This is a genomic window from Oxalobacter vibrioformis, assembly GCF_027118995.1.
Classification (GTDB): domain Bacteria; phylum Pseudomonadota; class Gammaproteobacteria; order Burkholderiales; family Burkholderiaceae_D; genus Oxalobacter; species Oxalobacter vibrioformis.
In genome coordinates this window covers 2,460,954-2,481,678 of the sequence record NZ_CP098242.1, presented here as the reverse complement: position 1 = coordinate 2,481,678, position 20,725 = coordinate 2,460,954, and the positions used below count along the sequence as shown (strand labels likewise).

Here is a 20,725-nt window from a genome sequence, read left to right as displayed (position 1 = left end):
GTATCTGCCAGATGTTCAGGAGGTACACGTAAGGTGTGCCATGCTCTGTGCAAAGGAGCGGCTAGTACCCGTTCCGCTGCATTACTACCACTTGAGAAGGGGTCTTAAAATTTAATGTTGAAATACATGTTGATTGGCAATTCATAACAGCACTGGCGACCATCGTTCAGGCTGTTTTGGACTACATTTAATGTGGACTAAAGGGGACCAGAAGCGGTCCCTTTAGTTTTTCTTTGGCCCTTTCAAAGTTGAGAACCACTCCCGGACATCAAAGCATGGACAGGCTTTCTTTACGCCCTTGAAGTCCCTATGGCCCAGCACTTCAGCCTTAGGGAATCTTTGGGTAAGCTCTGACATAATGTCCTCAAGAGCATTGAACTGCTTCTTGGTGTAGTTCATTTCTGGAGTCTTTCCATCCTCCGCTACGCCACCCGACAGACAAATACCAATGGAGTAAGCGTTGTGGCCTTCTACGTGGGCACCGGGCTTTTCAAGTGGCCTACCTGTTTCAACGGTGCCATCTCTTTTAATAACGTAGTGGTATCCAATACCAAGCCAGCCTCGCCCCCTATGCATACGATCAATATCAGCAGCAGAAGTGTCCTGGGACGGGCGCGTAGCGGAGCAATGAATGACTATGTGGTTAATCTTTCGCACAAGCCTCAGCGTTCTTAAGGTGGTTGGAGAGCTCTCCAAAGTAGTCCGAGAGCTGCTTAGCGTCTGAGCTGTTCAGCCACATCAGCACACGCTCTGCTGGGTCCGAAAGCTGGCTCACCTCCACATAGCCTGTAGCGTCTGTCAGGTCAACTTCATGGAGGGCTATACATACATCAGCGTTGTGGAAGTTCTTCCGCTGACCGGCCACAGGAACCTGCATAGGGATTACCTGAATGTGCTCCTCTGATTTACGAAACACCTGTCTTGGTTCCCCTACAAGTGTGAAATTACACATTACTTTCCTTTCTTTTTCTCTTTGAGCCAAGCCGCTGGTATCTCCTTGTCTGCATACAGGAACCCATTCTTCTCACACCACTTGGCATAAGTAGTTGGACTACCCTTATAAATAGGAGCTGCTGAACGTTGGAAAACGAAGCGGATGTCTAGCTCAGGATGCTGGGCCTTTATCAGGAGGTGCTTTTTGCGATCCTCAATTTGAAGCCAGCCTTTTGATTCAATGATGATCCCATTAGGGAGCTGGAAGTCCCATGTATAGGTGTGTTTTTGTGGCGGGGAGGTGTACTCAAGTTTCCCTCCCTCATACTTGGCATCAATACCTGCGGCCTTGAGCTGCTCGTCCAGTCTTTCTTCTAGTCCAGACCTGTAGCCATTAGCTCGCCCCCGCAGGTATTTAAAGTTTCTTCCAGTTGCCACTTAGAAGTCGATGTCCTCATCTGAGGGGTCACTCATGGGAGCCGCTGTAGGTGGCTCATCGTCCTCAGCTTCGTAGCCGTCTTTCACTCCAAAGCCGTATGAAGATGCGCCTCCAGAGGACCCATTGCTAAGGGCAATGATCTGAACAGCAGACAGCTTCAGGGATGCTCCAGCCTCCCCTGTTCCTGGCACATAGTATGGGGAAATCTGTCCAGCAACACAGCCTCTGGTTCCTCCCCAGATGTCTGGAGGGTTCTTAAGCTCAACACCCTTAGCATCAAAGATTTTGGGACGCTGTGTAACGGTGGCCTGAGTTTTCCGGTTCTGATAAGAAGCGTTCATCTTGAATCGGAAGGCAATGTTCCCATTAGGATTGCCATCATCATCGTAACAATCTTTATAAGCCGGAGAAGCCAGCTTAAGGCTCTCCAAACGTTTCTTCATGGGACCTTTCTTCTTCCCATCTTTCTCAGCCTCAAGCTGCTTTTCAAGCTCGGCCTTGGCATCCTCAAACGATTGTTGAGCTACAGCGTCAACTTTTTCAATGAGTGGCTGAGCGACATCTGAAGGGAGCACAAGGGTTACTGAATACTCCCCTTGAGATTTAAACTTGGTGTCCGGCTCGCCCAGCTTTGGGTAGCTGAAATCACCTTCAGGCGTTGTGACTTTTTCATACTTAACTTTTTTATTGCCCATGTGTTTGTGTGTTTTCCTTTCGTTGGTGGTACTCCTCCTCAGCCGCTGAAACATCTACGCCTAGTCCAAGAAGGTTGGTGTGAATATCAACAGGGAGAGGCTCCCCGTGACTCCAATAAAACTTGGCCCTGCTAAGAAGCCTCTCCAGGTCTATCCTCACAGGTCACCTCATTTCATTTTTGATGTACTCCCTCAGAGCCCTTATCTCTGAGTGGTAGTGTGTGTTAAGGTCCCCCACAATTCGATCTGCCCTGTTAAGGAGCTCTCCTACAGGAACCCCTAACATGCTGGACACCTCCCTCATCAGGAGCGAAAGCGCATGAACGGCATCATGCTTTGGGATGTTTTGAATGGTGTTGATAAGGGAATAAGCCGCTGTAACAACCTCAGGCGGCCTAACCATGTTTAAAGAGTCTCTGTTCATCAATCCTTTTTGTTGGTTGACATCCACGGGTGTCTTGCCCGTGCCTCAAAAGAAAACCAACCGGCTGGAGCATGTCCATACCGGCCAGTTGTTCTCGCTTTTCTTTCCTTTTGGTTCCGTTGTTTCTTCTGCTGTGGTTTCATCTTGGCCTCCTAAGTTTTAATGGCTGGGCTGTACCTCTTTAGGGTCCCCTTGGGTGCCTTTTCCATTAAATTAGTTTACCGAGCGGAACTATTAGGCAAAAAAGTACAAGCTATCCATGACCTGTGACAGATCAAGATTTCCCTTTGGTGGCAGCTCAGGGAGTTTCTTAGCGGCCTTCTCCGGGAGCTGTGTTTCAAGCTGTGCTTTGAAGTCAGCCAGGACATCCCCTGAATACTGCTCAACAAAGGCCCTCCTTAACTGGTACGAAAGAATGTCTACTGATCCTGCATGGGTCCCAAAGGAATCATGGATCATACTGAAGTGCTCCACCCCTTCATCAGCACAATGACATACGGTCCTTTGCATGTGTGCTGCGTCCAGGCTGTGCACAAAGTTAGGTGCAATCCCCAGAGACTGCTTCCGGGTGTCCAGCACTTCTGTCTCAAAGCGGAGGGTAAGCTTCAGCTCACGGCCATTGATTGTCATACGAGTCCTTACCCCCTTCATCTTCTTGTAATACTGAAGAACCTGTAGACCAGCTGGAGTTACCCACTGAACCGGCAAGCCATTGGAAGCTGCTACCTGGGCAGACTTACGAAGCCACTCCATTGCCCTCCTTGCGGCCACTACAACACGGCCAATGGCCTCATGATTGTGCTCTGCAAGGTATGAAGCATCATCCCAGTCATTCTCGGATGCTTCCCCATCAGCAGCATCACTAAACTCTTTCATGAGCTGTTTCTTCATGCCATTTAAGGTGACTGCGTAGGGCACTGTCATGGTGTTACGCTTAACCAGCTGTCTGGTCACATTCCCTTCCCACTTCATGCCAAGCAAGATCCCGTTCTCAGCATCCTGTTTCACCAGCTCGTTAGTTACCTTAGCCACCTCCCCATATAAATCGCTAGGGACAGCTGAAGGAACCAGATTAGTGGCCTTACCTCCAACCTCATCCAACAGCATGGCAGAGAAGTTCTGAAGGCCGTTACAGGAGCCATCAAGGGACACCGGAAGGTCACTCTGATATTCCTCTGGCCTACCACCGGCCTTAAGGTGAAGCTCCAGCCCCAGATAAACAAAAGAGAACGCAAGGAACTGGAAAGGATCATCAGCTTCAGTCCAGAAGCGGGAACCATCAAGCGGGTTTAAAGCTGAGTCAAGGATGTGCTCATGGTGTTCCTGGACCCACGTAATGCGGTCATCAAAGGCCACCTTATCTACCCCGAAGCAGTTGGCACCATGCATATAGAGCCAATACTGTCCGTTGGTCCCCAAGGGTTTAGCATCAGCAAAAGTGAGGAGGGCTTTTGATACATCATCCCCCTGTGGAGTCAGCACAGAAGAAACTGGGTAGGCTCTTCCCCGTGTATCAAGGGAGTGTGGGAAATAAAACCTGTCAGTATCATGAAACTTACGGGCTATGGCAATCCGCTGGGCCGCTATGACACGTTTACTTGTTGTCCTGTAATTAAAATCATGGACCTTGGCGGCCTCCCTCCTCCAGCCCTTGTGAGCTTCTTGGTCTTTATCAGGGTCATGAGCCTTAGCTGGGGTCTCAAGGAAATTACTGGAGGGGAGCTTACCCACCCTCATTCCAGCTTGCCAGCACTCCTCAATAACCCTTAAGACTGGCCTATTGATCTTCCATGGGGTGTTCTGAAGAGCATTGATGGCCTTATAAACCATCGGCATTTCTACCCACTCCAGCTCCTGAAGGTAGTTCTTATTGGCTGTTTTAATAAGGGGATACTTCAGGGCCTCTGTGTAATACCCTCCGTTATACGGAGTAGACCACTCCAGCGGCTTGGCTATCATGGGCATGTGGAATGGGTGGAGCAGCTCACAGCGGCCATGGGCTTCCTGAAGCCACTCAGCTACAGATGGCTCTGGGCAGACAAAGTATGGCCTATCGCTGCCCTTTCCTTGTCCCATTGCCTTGAGATAAGCAAAGCCGGTTTCTTCTATGAAACAGTCAATGAGATAAGTCCCCACTTTGGTTGTCTCTGAGGCTCCCCACTTCACAGTCTTAATCTCAAAGTTCTTCAGGTACCGCTTAAAGACCAAGTGTCGGTGGCCTTCATGGGGGGACTTCGCAAGCCGCTTAAGGAGCACCCTGTAGATTCCCGGGTGTTCTTCTTTAAGCCGGTCATAGTTGACAGCGTTCTCAAGGGTTCTACCGATTTCCTTGGCTAAGGAAGTCAGTGCTGGGAACCTGTGGAAGCTGCTGATAATAGTCCGGGCTGTAACATAAGCAAGCATGTCAGGCTCAAACTGATCCAGAAAGTAGAAAACGGTGGAGCTCTTTAGGGGTGTCCCAGCCAAGACACGTTCTTTGTCTCGCTGTATCCGGTCTGCCAGTGGTTCAACAGCCCTACGAACCAGCCGCATCCCCGGAGGTAAATCCGCAGCTGCTCTCTTGGTGGTCATTGCCCGATAACGGTCAACACCCATTTTCACAATATCTTCTTCAAGATCGCGCTGGGCTTTGTTCAACTCTTCCATGATTTCTCCAATCGTTTGAAATAAAAACAAAAAGAAGAAGCCACAGGGAACCCTGCCGGTTGGCATAGAACAAATAAAACGGAAGTCGGTCCTCTGTAGCTTCCGGCTGGGCTAACTACAGAGGCCTAAAAATGAAGGCCGTTTAGGCAAAAGAAAAGGAGCCCTGGGCATGGTGCCTAGAGCTCCTAAAGTTGTTTCTAAAGGGATACCTTTTACTATCTTTGTCACAGTTTGAGTCACAATTAGTCTCTTGAAGAAAACTAAACCAGACACAAACTCAGGTAACCCTTTGTTTTGTTTTGGCTCCCCGACCTGGGCTCGAACCAGGGACCTGCGGATTAACAGTCCGTCGCTCTACCAACTGAGCTATCAGGGAATAAAGAAGAAGATTATAAGCATGCTCTGGGCCGATGTCAAATAAATCTCAGACTTATTTTGCGTTTTTTGCGGTCATTTCGGCTTTGTATTTGCTGTAGGCTTGTTTGCTGTGCCCGCAGACGAATTGGCAGCGGGTTTTTGTGCGGGTGCAGCCTGTGCGGATGGTTTGGAAGTGGTTGTCTGCCCTGCGGGCTGGCTTTGTGCTGGCGCAGGGTTGGTCGCCTCCTGCGTGGCCGGCTTTGTGTCTGTGGGCGCGGCTTCGGGTTTTGCGATTGGCAGGGCCAGATCGCCCTCTACGGGCTTGCCCTTGCCGGGGAATTTGGAGGTGTCGATCACCTGGATAAAGATTTCATCCCGTTTGATCATGCCCAGTTCAAAGCGGGCGCGCTCTTCTATGGCTTCGGTACCGACTTCAAGATCACGCACCTCGGAAGCCAGCTTGGCGTTGCGCAGGCGGTAGTCCTCGTTTTTTTCCTGTGCGGCCTCCAGTTGCAGGGAAAGCTCGCGCGCACGGAAAAAGCCGCCCTTGCCCATCCACAGCGGGTACTGGATGAGCAACAGCAATACGGCAAGGACAATGGTAATCAGACGCATTGTTCGGGCGGCTTCATACCAGACTGCCGGTAATATACCGGCAGTCTGGAAGGTTTATTTCAGGTTGTAGTAGGCGTTTTTACCGGGATAGCTGGCGATCTCGCCGAGGTCTTCTTCTATGCGCAGCAACTGGTTGTATTTTGCCATGCGGTCAGAGCGTGACATGGAGCCGGTCTTGATCTGCAGGGCATTGGTACCGACTGCAATGTCAGCGATGGTGGAATCCTCGGTTTCGCCCGAACGGTGCGAGATAACAGCGGTGTAGCCTGCCCGCTTGGCCATTTCGATGGCAGCGAAGGTTTCGGTCAGCGTGCCGATCTGGTTGATCTTGATGAGGATGGAATTGGCAATACCCTTGCTGATGCCTTCACGCAGGATCTTGGTGTTGGTGACAAAGAGGTCATCTCCCACAAGCTGGACTTTTTTTCCCAGCGCTTTGGTGAGTATTGCCCAGCCTTCCCAGTCGCTTTCTGCCATCGCGTCTTCGATGGAGATGATGGGATACTTGTCGCACCAGGTTTCAAGCAGGTTGGTAAAGTCGGCGGCGGAAAGGGAAAGTCCTTCCCCGGAGAGGTTGTAGCGGCCATCCTTGTAGAATTCGCTGGCGGCGCAGTCCAGGCCCAGGGCGATCTGGGTGCCCGGCTCGTAGCCTGCCTGCTGGATGGCCTGTATGATGAGCTGGATGGCTTCTTCATGGTGGGCAACGGATGGGGCAAAGCCGCCTTCGTCTCCGACGTTGGTATTGAGGCCGCGGTCGTGCAGGATTTTTCGCAGGGTATGGAAGACTTCCGCGCCATAGCGCACGGCTTCCCGGAAGCTGGGCGCGCCGACAGGGATAATCATGAATTCCTGGATGTCGAGGTTGTTGTCCGCGTGCATCCCGCCATTGATGACGTTCATCATGGGCACAGGCATCTGCATGACGCCGGAGCCGCCAAAGTAACGGTAAAGCGGCAGACCGGCCTCTTCGGCTGCTGCCTTGGCAACGGCCATGGAGACAGCCAGCGTGGCGTTGGCGCCAAGGCGGCTCTTGTTTTCGGTACCGTCCAGGTCAATCAGTGTCCGGTCAAGGAAAGCCTGTTCGCTGGCATCCAGCCCGATGATTGCTTCGGCGATCTCGGTATTGATATGTTCGATGGCGGTGAGTACGCCCTTGCCCATGTAGCGGCTGGCATCGCCGTCACGCAGTTCGATGGCTTCGCGCGATCCTGTGGAAGCGCCGGACGGTACGGCTGCGCGACCCATGACTCCGGATTCGAGCAACACGTCGCATTCTACCGTCGGATTGCCGCGAGAATCGATGATTTCACGCCCGATGATGTCTACGATAGCACTCATGATGGTTCCTTTATTGAATAAAACGTCGGGTTGGTGGTTTATGCAAAATCAAATTCGAGAAAGCCGGCTTTCTTGACAGCACGATCGATCTCGACAAGTGTGGCCAGGAGTTCTTCCATCCGGTCAAGCGGCACGGCGTTGGGGCCATCGGATTTGGCTTCTGCAGGGTTGGGATGGGTTTCCATGAAAAGCCCGGATATGCCGACAGAAACCGCTGCACGTGCCAAAACAGGTACAAATTCGCGCTGGCCTCCAGAGGAGGTGCCAAGCCCGCCGGGCAATTGCACGGAATGGGTCGCGTCAAATACAACCGGGCAGCCGGTCTTTCGCATCATGGCAAGTGAACGCATGTCGGAGACCAGGTTGTTGTACCCGAAGGATGCGCCTCTTTCGCAGACAAGGAAATTGTCTTCGGATACCCCTGCCTCTTTGGCGGCTTCCCGGGCTTTTGCCACGACATTGAGCATGTCGTCCGGTGCGAGGAACTGGCCCTTTTTGATGTTGACCGGCTTGCCGCTCCTGGCGCATGCCTGGATGAAATCGGTCTGGCGGCACAGGAAAGCCGGTGTCTGGATGACATCGACGACGTTGGCTGCGGGGATGATTTCATCTTCGCTGTGGACGTCGGTGATGACCGGCACATTGAACTGTTTTCTGACATCCGCCAGGATTTCCAGCCCCTTCTCTATTCCCGGCCCCCGGAAGGAGGATGAGGAGGAGCGGTTGGCCTTGTCGTAGGATGATTTGTAGATGAATGGTATGCCCAGGCGCTTTGTCATTTCGGTCAGTGCGCCGGCGGTGTCGATGGCGAGCTGGTGTGATTCGATGACACACGGGCCCGCAATGAGGAAAAAGGGCTGATTCAGCCCTGTATCAAAGCCGCAGAGTTTCATGCTGCCCTTTCTTGTACGTTGTGTTGCGTTTCTTTGTGCTTCAATGCTGCTTTAACAAAAGCGATAAAGAGCGGGTGGCCTTCACGTGGCGTTGACTTGAATTCGGGATGGTACTGCACGCCCATGTACCAGGGATGCGCACTCTTGGGCAGCTCCATGATTTCGCACAGCTTTTCATTGGGCGTACAGGCTGAGACAACGAGTCCGGCGCCCTTGATGCGGTCGAGGTAATGGTTGTTGGCTTCGTACCGGTGGCGATGGCGTTCTGTCACGACATTGCCGTATATCTCGGACGCCAGGGTACCCGGCTCGATTGCACAGGTCTGTGCACCGAGGCGCATGGTGCCACCCAGTTCGGATTCTTTGTCACGCTGCTCTATTTTGCCATCCTGGTTTTGCCATTCGGTGATCAGTGCGACAACGGGTTGCTCGGTATCGGGCGCAAATTCGGTGGAGTTGGCGTTTTTGAGGCCAGCCACATTGCGGGCGTATTCAATGAGCGCTACCTGCATACCCAGGCAGATGCCCAGGTAGGGGATTTTGTGTTCGCGAGCATACTGTGCCGCCTGGATCTTGCCTTCCACACCGCGTGAACCAAAGCCGCCGGGCACGAGGATGGCGTCGTATTTTTCCAGCAGGCCAGCGGTGCCCTTTTCCTCGATCTCTTCGGAGTCCAGGAAATCGATATTGACCCGGCTGTTGGTATGGATACCGGCATGGCACAATGCCTCGATCAGTGACTTGTAGGATTCGGTGAGATCAACGTATTTGCCGACCATGCAGATGGAGACTTCTTTTTCAGGGTTGTCCAGTGCGTGGACCAGCTTGTTCCACACGGTCAGGTCTGCCGGTGGCGGGGAAAGGTTCAACTCCTTGCAGATGATGGCATCCAGCCCCTGGTTATGCAGGAGATTGGGGATCTTGTAGATGGTGTCAACATCCCATACGGAGATGACGGCATCTTTCGGCACATTGGAAAAGAGCGATATCTTGGCGCGCTCGTCTTCGGGAATGGGCCTATCTGCCCGGCACAGGAGCGCATGGGGTGAAATACCGATTTCACGCAGTTTCTGCACGCTGTGCTGGGTGGGCTTGGTCTTGAGTTCACCTGCTGACGCGATAAAGGGAACGAGTGTCAGGTGAATGAATGCGGCCATGTTGCGGCCTGCTCTCAGACTCAATTGCCTCGCGGCTTCCAGAAACGGCAGGGATTCAATGTCGCCCACGGTGCCGCCGATTTCGACGATGGCAACGTCGTAGCCTTCTGCACCACGGTAAATGAAGCTTTGTATCTCGTTGGTGATGTGCGGAATGACCTGGACGGTCTTGCCGAGATATTCGCCGCGCCGCTCCTTGCGGATGACGGACTCGTATATCTGCCCGGTGGTGAAGTTGTTGATCTTGCGCATCTTGGTCGAGATGAAGCGCTCGTAGTGGCCAAGATCGAGATCAGTTTCCGCGCCATCATCGGTGACAAATACTTCGCCGTGCTGGAACGGGCTCATGGTGCCGGGATCCACATTAATGTAGGGATCGAGCTTGAGCATGGTGACTTTGAGGCCGCGCGATTCAAGAATCGCTGCGAGGGATGCGGCTGCAATCCCCTTGCCCAGGGATGATACAACGCCGCCAGTAACAAATACAAATTTTGTCATCACAAATGAGTGCCGGTGGAAATCCAGATTATAACGCATCATCCGCCAATTCCGATGGTGCCCGGCGTATTTTGTGCCGCAATGTTGCAGCGAGGCGACGCACCGCGTTTTTACCGGAAAATCATGGATTTACCTGCCATACCAGTAGCGTTTTCGCACGTTTCGCCAGCCTTCGGCTTCGACTTTTTTTCCAAACCGGATGAGGATGGCGCCCTCCTCGTCTGTGCGCATGCGCCTGATGCCCAGCACATCGTACCGCGCAGAGACGGTGTCGTCTGGGTGGCCGTACCGGTTGCGGTAACCCATCTGGAAGATGGCGATGGATGGCTTGACGGTGGCGAGAAACGGCAGGGAGGAAGAGGTATTGCTGCCGTGGTGCGGCGCGAGCAGGATGTCGCTTTTGAGTTTTTCGGGCACACGAGACAGCAGGCCGGATTCTTCCCGTGTACCGATATCGCCCGGCAGGAGCATACTCTGGCTGCCGGCGGTGATCTTGAGGACGCAGCTCAGTGCGTTGGACTTGTTTTTGTCTTCGGGGGCCAGGTGGATATCCATTGTGGGTCCCAGCATTTCAAACTGCACGCCATCCCATTCCCACATCTGCCCCGCAAGGCAGGGGCGATGGTCACGGGCAAGCGCCACCAGCGGATCGTCGGGCTTTAAGGAGGAATAAACGCTGCCCACGGTGATTTCCGGATCGGTGAGAAGTGATGCAGCGCCGCCTGCGTGGTCCATGTCGCCATGTGAAATGACCAGGACATCAAGCGAGGTAATGCCCCGCGCATTCAGGTAGGGGATAATGATCCGTGACCCGGCATTGACTTCATCGGTATAAGCCGGACCGGTGTCGAACAGGAGGCGGTGGTTGCCCGTTTCGACAAGGATGGCGCTGCCCTGTCCCACATCCAGTGCAATGGCCTGCACTTCCCCGCCTGGAGGATGGGAGGGCTGGGAAAGAAAGAGCGGCACCCAGCAGGCCAGGCCCAGCCATCTGGCAGGCCAGCCTCTTGGCGCGAGCATCCAGATCGTGCCCATTAAGGCCACCACGAAAAACCAGGTTTCAGGGATGGGGGCTCTCCAGACAGCGAAGGAAAAGGCACTGAAGTATTCCAGAACAATCGCCAATAGAGAAACCAGGTAATGCGCCACGCCGAGGAGGTAATGGGCAAGAAAGGACGGCATGATGCTGCCCAACAGCGCCATGGGTGTAACCACCGTGCCAACCAGGGGGATGGCAATGGCATTGGCCAGCGGACTGATCAGCGAGATGCGGCCAAAGAAAAGGAGTGTCAGCGGGATAAGGCCAATGGTGATGCCCAACTGGACACGGGCGGCATTTTGCAGGGCAAAGATCCAGCGTGTTTTTTTTGGCACTTCCTGGCGAAAGATGGTCTTGCGACCGGATGAGATAAAGAGGATGCAGCCGATTGCACCAAAAGAAAGCCAGAAACCGGGGGCAAGAACAGCCCAGGGGTCAAAAAAGAGTACGATTCCCAGGGCGGCAAAAAGGACATGGGAAACACGGGTAAGACGCCCCATCCAGAGGGCAATGGCAACGACGATGAGCATGTAGAGCGTCCGCTGCGCCGGTACGCCAAAACCGGCAAGGAGCACATAGACCCACGCCATGAGGACACCTCCCACGGCGGCGGCTTTCTGGGCAGGCAGTAAAAGCGGCAACTTCGCCCGGGTAAAAAAGGAACGCCGCCACAGAAACGAGACAAGGCCCGCAAACATACCGGATATGAGGGTAATATGCAGCCCGGAAATGGACACCAGGTGGGATATCCCCGTGCGGTTGAATACATCCCAGTCAGAGGTGGCTATCCCCTGCTGGTCGCCAATCACCAGCGCAACGATGACGCCGGCATAACGCGCATCCGGCAAGGCATGGCGGATATGGTCGCGCAGGCGGCTTCTGGCCCGGTTGATGATGCTTCCGGGTGTCATGACAAAGGGGGCGAGTTCGCGGTTTTTGACCGCCTCTTTTGTGTCGTGGCGCACGTAGCCGGTGGCCCGGATATGCTGCTTCAAAAGCCACATCTCGTAATCAAATCCGTCAGGATTGGCGCTGCCATGCCCACGCTTCAACCTGACATTGAGCCGCCAGCGCGCACCGGGCCGCACATCAGGGATGGGGGCGGCATCATCTTGCTGGAAGGTGTTGCTCCAGGAAAGGAGGAGCCGGGCAGGAACGGTAACCGGATGGCCGCTGAATTCGGCACGCTCTACACTGAACTGGAAGCTTTTGCCTGTTTCTGCCAGTTTTGGCAGGCTATCGATGGTGCCGGTAACAATGATGTTTTTGCCTTCGAGGTATTCGGGCAACTCATCAGACAAATAATACTGTGCAAAGACCGATGCCCAGAAAAAGCCGAACAGGATACCAGCAAGAAAACGCAGCAGCCGTTTGAGGGAAGCCCTGTCAGCAGCAAGCCGTTGCCAGAAGGAGGCAGCCATCAGTCCGATGCTGGCTACTGCCAGCAAGAGCAGCACAGGCCAGCCAGCCAGGTCGGCCTGCTGTTGCAGGATGATGACCCCCAGGGCAAAGCCGGCAATGGCTGCACGCATCAGGCGTTGAGGGGAAGCTTTGAAAGGCGTGGCATGACCTTGAGGGCATTTTCGGTGGTTGCCGTAGCCAGCGCTTCAGGTGTGATGCCGCGTAACCCGGCCAGCTCGGCACCAATACGCGGTAGCTCCTCCGGGGTATTGAAGGGTTTGTCGAGCCAGGCGGGTGGCAGGTCGGGCGCATCGGTTTCGATAACGATGGCGTCTTCCGGCAGCTCGACGGCAAGCCGCCTCATATGTTGCGCCCGTTCATAGGTAAAGGTGCCGGTAAAGCTCAGCATGAAACCCAGCCCGATAAAGGCATGGGCCTGCTGGAGGCTGCCATTGAAAGCATGGGCAACCCCGCCGGGTGTTTTGATCTGGCGGAGATATTTGAGGACTATGTCAACGGCGCGCAGGCTGTGCAGGAGCACGGGCAACCCGAGGTCGCGCGCCATTTTCAGTTGCTCCACGTAGTAATGCTCCTGTTTTTCCCGCAATGGCCCTTCCCTGCGTTCGGGTTTGTAAAAATCCAGGCCAATCTCGCCGATACCAACAAACTGCGGGTCAGCAAGGCTCGCTTCCAGCAATAGGCGCATGGCTTTCAGATCATCTTCTGTGGCGTCCACCACGCAGGACGGGTGAATACCCAGCGCATAGGCACAATTGGGGTGGCGGTGTGCCAACTGGCGCACGTCGGCAAAACCCTGCCTGTCGATGGAAGGAATAACGATACGGGATACCTTGAGATCCGCCGCACGGCGGGCAATGGCGTCGCATTCATCGGCCAGTTCGAGCGCATTAAGATGGCAATGGGTATCTGTCCACATGGTCAGTCGCATTCGGGTCAATCAGGTAATGACAGTTTACCGCATGGACTCCTGCTTTGCCATGCGGGTAAAAGCCCCGTGCTTTTTTATTGTGGTCCGGCGGCAGGAAAAGAAAGGCTTGGGCAGGATGGGAGCATAGCCGCCATGGCGTTCATCTAAAATCTGCGGGTACGCCCGCCAGCCGCAAAAACGGCGGCAATAAAACAGGAGGCAGGTCAATGACAGGAAAAGTCTTTCCACCGGAGACAAAACCCAGGGAAATCTTTGTTTATGTGTGCGAAAGGATCGCCCAGACGCTTTTGCCCTACGGATTTACTTATCGCAAAAGCCGCAATGAAATAGCAAGGATAAACGATGATACCGACTGTATTTTTCATTTCCAGCCATCCATCAAATCAAGTTCTGTCCGTTTCCGGATTTACATTGAGGTTTTCTCAAAAAAATACCGGCAACTCGAAAAAGAACAGGGTGAAAACGCGCCAACGGGCAGCCTTTTCCTGTATTAACCCGTATCAAACAATGTGTCCACCAGCGCCTGGATAACGCATCATGGCCGCTAGAATGCGGCTGGCATATGCCTGAATCGAGTAACAAGGGGATGACGATGCGGGGGAAAACAGCCGTAGCACCGGCTTTGATCATGACGGCAGGTGCGGTATCCTGTGGTCTGCTACTGATCAACCTGTCTGCTGCCCCTGCCGTGTTTAACCGTTCGCTGCTGTCATTTCTCTTCATTATCCTGCTGATTTATACGGGGTTTTGCACTTATCTGTATCTTTATCAGCGCTCGCTGCTTTATTTCGGGCAGCCCAGACGGCTGGAAAATGCCCCGCTCATGGTACTGCAACGCCCGGATGCGAAGGTGATGGTGACGATGCTGGAAAACGACAGGCCGGATGCGCTCATTTACTTTGGCGGTAATGCTGAGGATGTGTCGATGAATCTGCCGGACTTTGCCGAGCGCTTCCCGAACCATGCCCTGTACCTGATGCACTATCGCGGCTACGGCGGCAGCGAGGGCAAGCCATCAGAGCACGCCATTATGGATGATGCGTTTGCGCTGTACGATGAGGTGGCAAAAAGGCACGGACGTATTGTCGTGGCCGGGCGAAGCCTGGGAGCGGGTGTTGCGGTTCACCTGGCAGCAAAACGCCCGGCTTCGCGCGTTTTGCTGATTACGCCTTATGACAGCATAGAATATGTCGCCGGGCGCGCTTTTCCCTATGTGCCGGTGCGCTGGCTGCTGAAAGACAAGTATGAATCCTGGCGCTATGCGCCTGAAGTTTCTGCCCCTACCCTCATCCTGATGGCTGACCATGATGAGGTGATCCCGGCTGAAAGCACCGAGCGGCTTTACGCGCTTTTCCCGGAAGGGATTGCCACCCTGCTGGTGATTCCCGACTCACGGCATAACAGTATTTCCGCCTCGGAAAACTATCAGCGCGCGCTGACGGCTTTTGTGAATGCGGATTAGCTGGAAAGATAGGATCAATCCTGGAGGATTCTTTGCAGGAATCGCTTTCCGGTACTCGGTTTGTCGTCGCGTGTTGACCAGGCGATTTTTGCCCTGGCTTCCCATTCATCGGCTTTTTTCTCATCCACCGGCTGCCCCAGCTTGCCGTAACGATAAACGTCTGTCAGGCGGTCCATTGCTCTGGCATTGCCATTTTCAGCACTCCTGGTATACCAGTAAAGTGCATCACTGGCGCTCTTTTCAACACCAAATCCATGGTCATAAGAACGGGCGAGATTGAACTGTCCCATGTCATTACCTAGCTCGGCAGCCCGACGATTAAGTTCTGCCGATTTACTTAGGTCTTTACTTGTTCCTTGTCCTGTATAGTAAAGCGCGGAGAGATGAATCAATCCTGCTGCATTGTCCTGCTTTGCTGCTTTTTCAAACCATTTGAAAGCTTGCTCGTAATTCTGCCGGACTCCCTGACCGTTTTTATATAAAAGGCCTATTGCTACTTGTGCTCTGGGATTATTATGTGAAGCAGCTTTTTGATACCATGCCATGGCTTTGGTATGGTCCTTCTGAATGCCCGTCCCGTCTTCATACATAAGACCAAGGTTATACTGCGCACCGGGATACTGTTGATCTGCTGCGCGGTTATACCAGTAAAGGGACTTTTGATAATCTTGTCTGACGCCAGCACCTTCACTGTACATATAACCAAGCGCATTCTGCACTCTGGGGTTTTCCTGAACCTCCGGTTTCTGGAAATAGACCAATGCCCTCTCAAAATCTTTATTGAAATAATGCTTCAGTCCCTCGCTGATATCATCAGCAAATGCGAAGCCAGCCATAAAAAAAATCATCAAGCAGGCGAATACTCTTTTTTTCATGGATTCAACTCTTCCAAAAAAATAAAAAGGAATGGTAACTGTACCATTCCTTTTGTCGTTTTATTAAAGTTCCTTTTCTTTTTTCGCAGGCATATCCAGGCCACCCACATAATCAATCAGCATCTGTTTTGCCTCATTGCTCATCGTGTCATTAACGATGAGGAGCATCGTGCCTGTTACCGGGCTCATGGTATTGGCAACCTGCCGGATATTGTCGTTCCACTCGGCAACCGACTTGCCGACCATGCTGCCAAGCACGGTGGCTTTGTTCAGGTCTCCCCCGTTTTTGAGAAGCGAATTGGTATAAAGCTGCGCAATGGCGTCATACACCTGATACAGCTTTTCCACGCCCAGGGCGACATGGTTTCCGGCAAAGAGCCCAACAAGATCAACGAGCTTGCCGCCCATCACCGTCTGGTAGCCGAATTTTTCGAGCTTGTCGGCAAATTCATCGCTGTTTCTGGCTTCCCACAACTCCCTGGGAGAGATCAACCGGTTGCTGTCGAGCAGTTCCTTATCCTGTTTGTATGACACCAGCAGGTCTTTTTCGTAGGAGATATAGCGATCCCCGAATGTGGCTTTCATGTAGCCGTCGGCAGTCAGGGCAAAACGCCTCAGGGAATTTTTTGCGTTGCGTACCTTGGTGTCCATGCCGTGTTTCCAGTATTCCAACACTTCTGGATTATCCATTTTTTTGCCATAGGTGTTGCTGCGTGTGGCGGCATGGGCAGAAAGTATCTGTTTGAGGCTGTTGCGTGATGCCGTGCCGTACTGCTCATAGGCAACACCTCCCATTTTGGCAAGATTTTCAACAGGCGACACCCGGTATTTTCCCTGCCGGGCATCCTCGTATGCATTCGCCATATTTCCGCCATCGTCTGTCATACCCGCCATGACGGAGGAAGTAATGGTTGGCAGGTTGTTGAGGATGCTCTGCCCTGTTTCCTGTAGGGTTTCATTTGTCTTTTGCATGCCTGTATGCAACTGGCTGCGATTGTAGGCATCCGCGTCACCTAGTATGCCGGATGCGACAGATTCGGCTGACCGCCTGACCAGATTACCAGGTTGACCTTGTGCTGTTTTCAATGCCGGTTGTGTTGCTGTTGTCAGCGCCGAAGTCTCAACCAGATTTTGCATCTGTGCCTGCGGCACTTTCATGTTGAACTGAGTATTCATCATGTCAGTCACATCCGGTGCTTTAGCCTGCCCGGACAGGGAGGGGGCTAAAGCAGCAGAAGATGATGTGGCAATGCTGCTTTTCATTCCAGTAGACACCTTGGGAACGGTAGTGGGAAATCGTCTTTCCAGCCGCTGTTGTTCCTGCTTCTGTTGAAACTGTTCTGTAGCGACATTTCCGATCATGTTGACTATGTTATCGCTGGCTTTTTGTGCTTCATACGAAAAATCGGGTTCAGGCAATTCGGGTGTATCTGGCACAACAGGGGTAACCGGGCGTTTTGCCCGTTCATCTTCTGTCAGTAAATACGGCATTTTTTCACGTACGACTTTGGCAGCAGGACTGTCATCGGTCCAGATGTCATATTCCGGCCGCCCCCAGCTTATATCTTGTGACATACATTCTCCGTAAAAAATTATTGATCAATGGAATGCGGCAACATGGCCGCGCTATATCAATATATGCCCGCTGGCAAGGGGTTTTTGCTGTTTGCGCGAATGTTTGTCACGTCAGCCGGAGCGTAAGGGCTGGTGCGGGGTTTAGGAAGAGCTATATCCGCCGTTTTCAATTGTGAATGTCGGAATATGGTGGCTTTGGTTTTTTCTGGCAGCTTTTCGGTTTACTGACCGGTGTTCCGGTAACCCTTCAGCCAGGCATCCAGCCGTTTCATGGCTTTTTCCCGCTGGCGGCCCAGCGACATCGTGAAGCCGGTGTGGTCGTCCTGCCAGTTCCAGGGTTTTTGGGTTGTCAGCATGATGGCCCATACTGATTCGCCCTTTTGCCGTGTGGCACTGTTGGCAATGAGCGGATCAACAAGGAAAGTGAGCCAGGCCTGTTTTCCCTGTGGTGACCAGACGGACTCCAGTACCCACATTTCATCGGCCCACCACTCAAGCGAAACAAGATCGACCGGATTGATGTGCCAGCCCAGCTCTGCCAATAGATTGCGGATTTCTATGACGTGGTGTTCCATAGCTGTCATGTTATGGCCTGGCAGGGAGAATGACAAGAGACGGTTTCGTGTATTCGTGGGTCGGTGTCTGGGTGAGCCAGCCTTTTCTGACGTAGAGGGAAAGAGGCTGGTCATGCGCTGAAAACTGTTTTCCTCAAACCAGGAGCGAATACCGGCGTGTTCGGGACAGGTCTGCAGATACCCAAGGAAAAAACCGCCATGCACGTCATGGCGACATTTTTCCCCGCCAGGCCCGGTAATGGTGTCGCTATCGCCCTCTTCCAGCCAATCGTAGCTGTCCGGATGGACCTGGTAATCGTCCGGGCGTATCTGGCCGGTCTGGACACTCAGTATCTCGCACAGTTCGCGGGCCAGGCGGGTGTAATCATCAAAGAGTGAGAGGATATGGATATCCCAGAATGCTGAAAAAAAGGTGTTGTGAGGGACGACATAGCCGAACACCACATCAGGAAAGCTGTCAGCATAGGCATCATTGACGGCATCATCAGCGCTTTCCAGCAGCTCGTCATGCACCTGCATGGGCAGCGGATTGCAGGGGGGGCTTCATCCACGTCCATCAGCTTGATTTCCCACAGGCGGGCAAGTGAGATGTGCCCCTGCCCTTCGCGGGCTGCGGCTGATAAAAAGCGGGTCAGGTCTGGTCGGGATGCTGTAAGTGATTTTCCAGCGCATCATACAGCTGGGCATTGGCCTCTTCTTCCAGCAGATGGATGTCGTTTTCGCTCAGACCGAGAGTATGAATGGCTTCGGAAATCCAGCTGGTCGTATCGCTCACAAGCGTCCCACATGAATTAATGCAATTTATTATCAATGCATTATATTTGACAATGCGAATTTGCATGAAGAGCCCCTTCTCTGTTGAGGCTATTCTTCCAGCCCGTTTTCGGACATGCGCAGGATGCGGTCGCAACGCTGTGCCAGATCACTGTCGTGCGTCACAATGACAAAGGCCGTGCCGGTCGTTTTGGAGAGTTCCAGCATCAGATCGAAGATCTGATGCGCTGTCGGTCGGTCCAGATTGCCGGTGGGCTCATCGGCCAGGACACAGGCAGGCTGTGTCACCAGCGCACGGGCCAGGGCCACCCGCTGCCTCTCGCCGCCGGAAAGCTCGCCTGGACGGTGGGTCACGCGGTGTTCCAGCCCCACACGGGCCAGGATATCTTTCGCCGTTTTATGGGCGTCTTCGCGGCTGATGCGCCGGATCATCAGTGGCATGGCAACATTGTCCAGCGCGGAAAACTCGGGCAGGAGATGGTGGAACTGGTAAACGAAACCCAGGGACTGGTTGCGTACGGTACCGCGTTCTGTCTCGGACAGGCTGGCAAAATCCCGCCCTTCAAGGCTGACGGTGCCGGTTGTCGGGGTATCCAGCCCGCCCAGCAGGTGCAAAAGCGTGGATTTGCCGGAGCCGGAGGCGCCGACGATGGCAACGCGCTGGCCGGGGAATACATCAAAATTGACGCCTTTGAAGACTTCCACGACATACTGGCCCTGGGAGAAGGTCTTGCCAAGATCACGGCAGGATAATACGGCATCACTCATAGCGCAGCGCCTCCGCCGGATTGACGCGGGAAGCGCTCCAGCTTGGGTAAAGGGTGGCAAGGAAGGCCAGGATAATGGCTGCGCCGCTGGTGAAAAGCACATCGCCCAGTTGCAGGTCTGACGGCAGGGTACTGATCATGTAGATATCCTTGGGCAGGAAATGAAAGCCGAAAAGGCTTTCGATAAAGGGCACGATCACGTCGATATTGACGGCAATGAGGATACCTCCGCTCACACCGATCAGGGTGCCGAGTATGCCGGCAATGGCGCCCTGGATCATGAAGATTTTCATGATGGAGCGCGGCGACGCGCCCAGGGTGCGCATGATAGCAATATCCGCCTGTTTTTCGGTCACGGTCATCACCAGCGTGGAAACGAGGTTGAATGCCGCCACGGCGACAATCAGGAGCAGGATGATGAACATCATGCGCTTTTCCATCTGGACGGCGGCAAACCAGTTGCGGTTCATTCGGGACCAGTCACGAACCAGGAGATCACTGTTGTTAAGCTGTTTGGAGATTTCCCAGGCAACGACCGGCGCCTGGTACATGTCCCGGATGCGAAGGCGCAACCCGTTGGGGGCTTCCTGCTGGAACATTTTCATGCCGTCTTCCATGCTGATAAAGGCCTGGCTGGTATCGAGCATGTGGTGTCCGACATCAAACACCCCGGAAATCGTAAACTGTTTCAGGCGGGGGATCATGCCGGCCGGGGTAAGCTGGCCCTGCGGCGCGATCAGCGTGATTTTGTCACCCACAAATGCCCGCAACTGCCGTGAAAGACCGATACCGATCACGATATTGAAGGTACCGGGCTGAAGACTCTCGAAGCTGCCTGTCTTGACTTGCCGGGCGACATCGGAGACCTTGACTTCTTCTGACGGCACGATGCCGCGCACGATCACGCCCTGCACGCGGTCTGAGCGGGTGAGCATGGCCTGCGCCATGATGTACGGGGCAGCGCCCTTCACGTCGGGGTTTTTCATGACCTCAAGGGCAGTGCCCTGCCAGTCAGGCAGCGAGCCATAAGTATCGTATATCTCGATATGCGGCAACACCGACAGCATCTTGTCACGGACTTCTTTCTGGAAGCCGTTCATCACTGACATCACCACAATGAGCGCCGCCACCCCCAGCGCGATGCCGGCCATGGAAATGAGTGAGATAAACGAGATGAAGCGGTTGCGCCCGCTTTTGCGTGCGGAGCGGATATAACGCAGGCCAACCAGCCATTCATAGGGCAATCGGGATAGTACGCTCAAATTAAACTCCTGATGAGATGGCACAGTTTGCCATAGAATAGAGGGCAACGT

The 20,725-nt window shown here is 53.5% G+C and carries 19 protein-coding genes, 1 tRNA gene and 1 pseudogene; 2 read left to right on the top strand and 19 right to left on the bottom strand.

Annotation, left to right across the window (positions count from 1 at the left end):
* Positions 1-222: 222 nt before the first annotated feature.
* From NB640_RS12290 to NB640_RS12230, 13 genes and pseudogenes are all read right to left on the bottom strand, one after another.
* Positions 223-657: an N-acetylmuramoyl-L-alanine amidase gene (locus NB640_RS12290; RefSeq protein ID WP_269308984.1), complete on the bottom strand. Its 435-nt coding sequence runs from the start codon at positions 655-657 to the stop codon at positions 223-225.
* Complete coding sequence (locus NB640_RS12285) at positions 644-982, bottom strand: hypothetical protein (protein WP_269308983.1); 339 nt, start codon at positions 980-982, stop codon at positions 644-646. Before NB640_RS12285 ends, NB640_RS12290 begins: the two co-directional genes overlap by 14 nt.
* The gene (locus NB640_RS12280; RefSeq protein ID WP_269308982.1) at positions 952-1,371 is read right to left on the bottom strand and encodes a hypothetical protein; all 420 of its coding nucleotides are present in this window, start codon (positions 1,369-1,371) and stop codon (positions 952-954) included. The genes NB640_RS12285 and NB640_RS12280 overlap by 31 nt, the downstream gene beginning before the upstream one ends.
* On the bottom strand, positions 1,372-2,067 hold the full coding sequence (locus NB640_RS12275) for a hypothetical protein (RefSeq protein ID WP_269308981.1): 696 nt from the start codon (positions 2,065-2,067) through the stop codon (positions 1,372-1,374).
* Between the two features lie 163 nt (positions 2,068-2,230).
* On the bottom strand, positions 2,231-2,518 hold the full coding sequence (locus tag NB640_RS12270) for a hypothetical protein (protein WP_269308980.1): 288 nt from the start codon (positions 2,516-2,518) through the stop codon (positions 2,231-2,233).
* Positions 2,519-2,725: 207 nt separating this feature from the next.
* Positions 2,726-5,137 (bottom strand): DNA-directed RNA polymerase, encoded by a 2,412-nt coding sequence (locus tag NB640_RS12265; protein ID WP_269308979.1) that lies wholly within the window; start codon positions 5,135-5,137, stop codon positions 2,726-2,728.
* 300 nt (positions 5,138-5,437) lie between these two features.
* Positions 5,438-5,513 (bottom strand) — tRNA-Asn (locus NB640_RS12260).
* Positions 5,514-5,833: 320 nt separating this feature from the next.
* Positions 5,834-6,109: pseudogene (ftsB, locus tag NB640_RS12255) on the bottom strand (cell division protein FtsB); the annotation flags it as partial.
* 54 nt (positions 6,110-6,163) lie between these two features.
* On the bottom strand, positions 6,164-7,447 hold the full coding sequence (gene eno, locus NB640_RS12250; RefSeq protein WP_269308978.1) for a phosphopyruvate hydratase: 1,284 nt from the start codon (positions 7,445-7,447) through the stop codon (positions 6,164-6,166).
* Between the two features lie 38 nt (positions 7,448-7,485).
* Positions 7,486-8,340 carry a 3-deoxy-8-phosphooctulonate synthase gene (gene kdsA, locus NB640_RS12245; RefSeq protein WP_269308977.1) on the bottom strand — a complete coding sequence of 285 codons (855 nt, stop codon included), beginning with the start codon at positions 8,338-8,340 and terminating at the stop codon, positions 7,486-7,488.
* The gene (locus NB640_RS12240; RefSeq protein WP_269310460.1) at positions 8,337-9,995 is read right to left on the bottom strand and encodes a CTP synthase; all 1,659 of its coding nucleotides are present in this window, start codon (positions 9,993-9,995) and stop codon (positions 8,337-8,339) included. Before NB640_RS12240 ends, kdsA begins: the two co-directional genes overlap by 4 nt.
* Positions 9,996-10,124: 129 nt before the next feature.
* Entirely contained in the window at positions 10,125-12,566 is a 2,442-nt protein-coding gene (locus NB640_RS12235) for a DNA internalization-related competence protein ComEC/Rec2 (protein WP_269308976.1), read from the bottom strand.
* Positions 12,566-13,384 carry a TatD family hydrolase gene (locus tag NB640_RS12230; protein WP_269308975.1) on the bottom strand — a complete coding sequence of 273 codons (819 nt, stop codon included), beginning with the start codon at positions 13,382-13,384 and terminating at the stop codon, positions 12,566-12,568. The genes NB640_RS12235 and NB640_RS12230 overlap by 1 nt, the downstream gene beginning before the upstream one ends.
* A 206-nt stretch (positions 13,385-13,590) precedes the next feature.
* Between NB640_RS12230 and NB640_RS12225 the strand changes: the two genes are divergently transcribed.
* Complete coding sequence (locus NB640_RS12225; protein ID WP_269308974.1) at positions 13,591-13,878, top strand: hypothetical protein; 288 nt, start codon at positions 13,591-13,593, stop codon at positions 13,876-13,878.
* A 68-nt stretch (positions 13,879-13,946) separates the two neighbouring features.
* Positions 13,947-14,846 carry an alpha/beta hydrolase gene (locus NB640_RS12220; protein WP_269308973.1) on the top strand — a complete coding sequence of 300 codons (900 nt, stop codon included), beginning with the start codon at positions 13,947-13,949 and terminating at the stop codon, positions 14,844-14,846.
* A 14-nt stretch (positions 14,847-14,860) separates the two neighbouring features.
* Here the strand turns inward: NB640_RS12220 and NB640_RS12215 are convergent, their stop codons facing one another.
* The 6 genes from NB640_RS12215 to NB640_RS12190 all read right to left on the bottom strand — a co-directional run bounded on the left by NB640_RS12215 (position 14,861) and on the right by NB640_RS12190 (position 20,674).
* Positions 14,861-15,721, bottom strand: a complete 861-nt coding sequence (locus NB640_RS12215) for a tetratricopeptide repeat protein (protein ID WP_269308972.1) — start codon at positions 15,719-15,721, stop codon at positions 14,861-14,863.
* Between the two features lie 63 nt (positions 15,722-15,784).
* Positions 15,785-17,296 (bottom strand): hypothetical protein, encoded by a 1,512-nt coding sequence (locus NB640_RS12210; RefSeq protein ID WP_269308971.1) that lies wholly within the window; start codon positions 17,294-17,296, stop codon positions 15,785-15,787.
* 221 nt (positions 17,297-17,517) lie between these two features.
* Positions 17,518-18,390, bottom strand: a complete 873-nt coding sequence (locus NB640_RS12205; RefSeq protein ID WP_269308970.1) for a hypothetical protein — start codon at positions 18,388-18,390, stop codon at positions 17,518-17,520.
* 112 nt (positions 18,391-18,502) lie between these two features.
* A complete protein-coding gene (locus NB640_RS12200) occupies positions 18,503-18,646 on the bottom strand; it encodes a hypothetical protein (RefSeq protein ID WP_269308969.1) in 144 nt (47 codons plus the stop codon).
* An 89-nt stretch (positions 18,647-18,735) separates the two neighbouring features.
* On the bottom strand, positions 18,736-19,413 hold the full coding sequence (gene lolD / locus NB640_RS12195) for a lipoprotein-releasing ABC transporter ATP-binding protein LolD (protein ID WP_269308968.1): 678 nt from the start codon (positions 19,411-19,413) through the stop codon (positions 18,736-18,738).
* Positions 19,406-20,674: a lipoprotein-releasing ABC transporter permease subunit gene (locus NB640_RS12190; RefSeq protein ID WP_269308967.1), complete on the bottom strand. Its 1,269-nt coding sequence runs from the start codon at positions 20,672-20,674 to the stop codon at positions 19,406-19,408. The genes lolD and NB640_RS12190 overlap by 8 nt, the downstream gene beginning before the upstream one ends.
* Positions 20,675-20,725: the final 51 nt, after the last annotated feature.

Coding starts and splice junctions, on each gene's coding strand:
- NB640_RS12240 (WP_269310460.1), bottom strand. CDS start 9,995: ATGACAAAATTTGTATTTGTTACTGGCGGCGTTGTATCATCCCTGGGC.
- eno (WP_269308978.1), bottom strand. CDS start 7,447: ATGAGTGCTATCGTAGACATCATCGGGCGTGAAATCATCGATTCTCGC.
- NB640_RS12265 (WP_269308979.1), bottom strand. CDS start 5,137: ATGGAAGAGTTGAACAAAGCCCAGCGCGATCTTGAAGAAGATATTGTG.
- NB640_RS12210 (WP_269308971.1), bottom strand. CDS start 17,296: ATGTCACAAGATATAAGCTGGGGGCGGCCGGAATATGACATCTGGACC.
- lolD (WP_269308968.1), bottom strand. CDS start 19,413: ATGAGTGATGCCGTATTATCCTGCCGTGATCTTGGCAAGACCTTCTCC.
- NB640_RS12275 (WP_269308981.1), bottom strand. CDS start 2,067: ATGGGCAATAAAAAAGTTAAGTATGAAAAAGTCACAACGCCTGAAGGT.
- NB640_RS12225 (WP_269308974.1), top strand. CDS start 13,591: ATGACAGGAAAAGTCTTTCCACCGGAGACAAAACCCAGGGAAATCTTT.
- NB640_RS12205 (WP_269308970.1), bottom strand. CDS start 18,390: ATGCAGGTGCATGACGAGCTGCTGGAAAGCGCTGATGATGCCGTCAAT.
- kdsA (WP_269308977.1), bottom strand. CDS start 8,340: ATGAAACTCTGCGGCTTTGATACAGGGCTGAATCAGCCCTTTTTCCTC.
- NB640_RS12220 (WP_269308973.1), top strand. CDS start 13,947: ATGCCTGAATCGAGTAACAAGGGGATGACGATGCGGGGGAAAACAGCC.
- NB640_RS12230 (WP_269308975.1), bottom strand. CDS start 13,384: ATGCGACTGACCATGTGGACAGATACCCATTGCCATCTTAATGCGCTC.
- NB640_RS12215 (WP_269308972.1), bottom strand. CDS start 15,721: ATGAAAAAAAGAGTATTCGCCTGCTTGATGATTTTTTTTATGGCTGGC.
- NB640_RS12235 (WP_269308976.1), bottom strand. CDS start 12,566: ATGCGTGCAGCCATTGCCGGCTTTGCCCTGGGGGTCATCATCCTGCAA.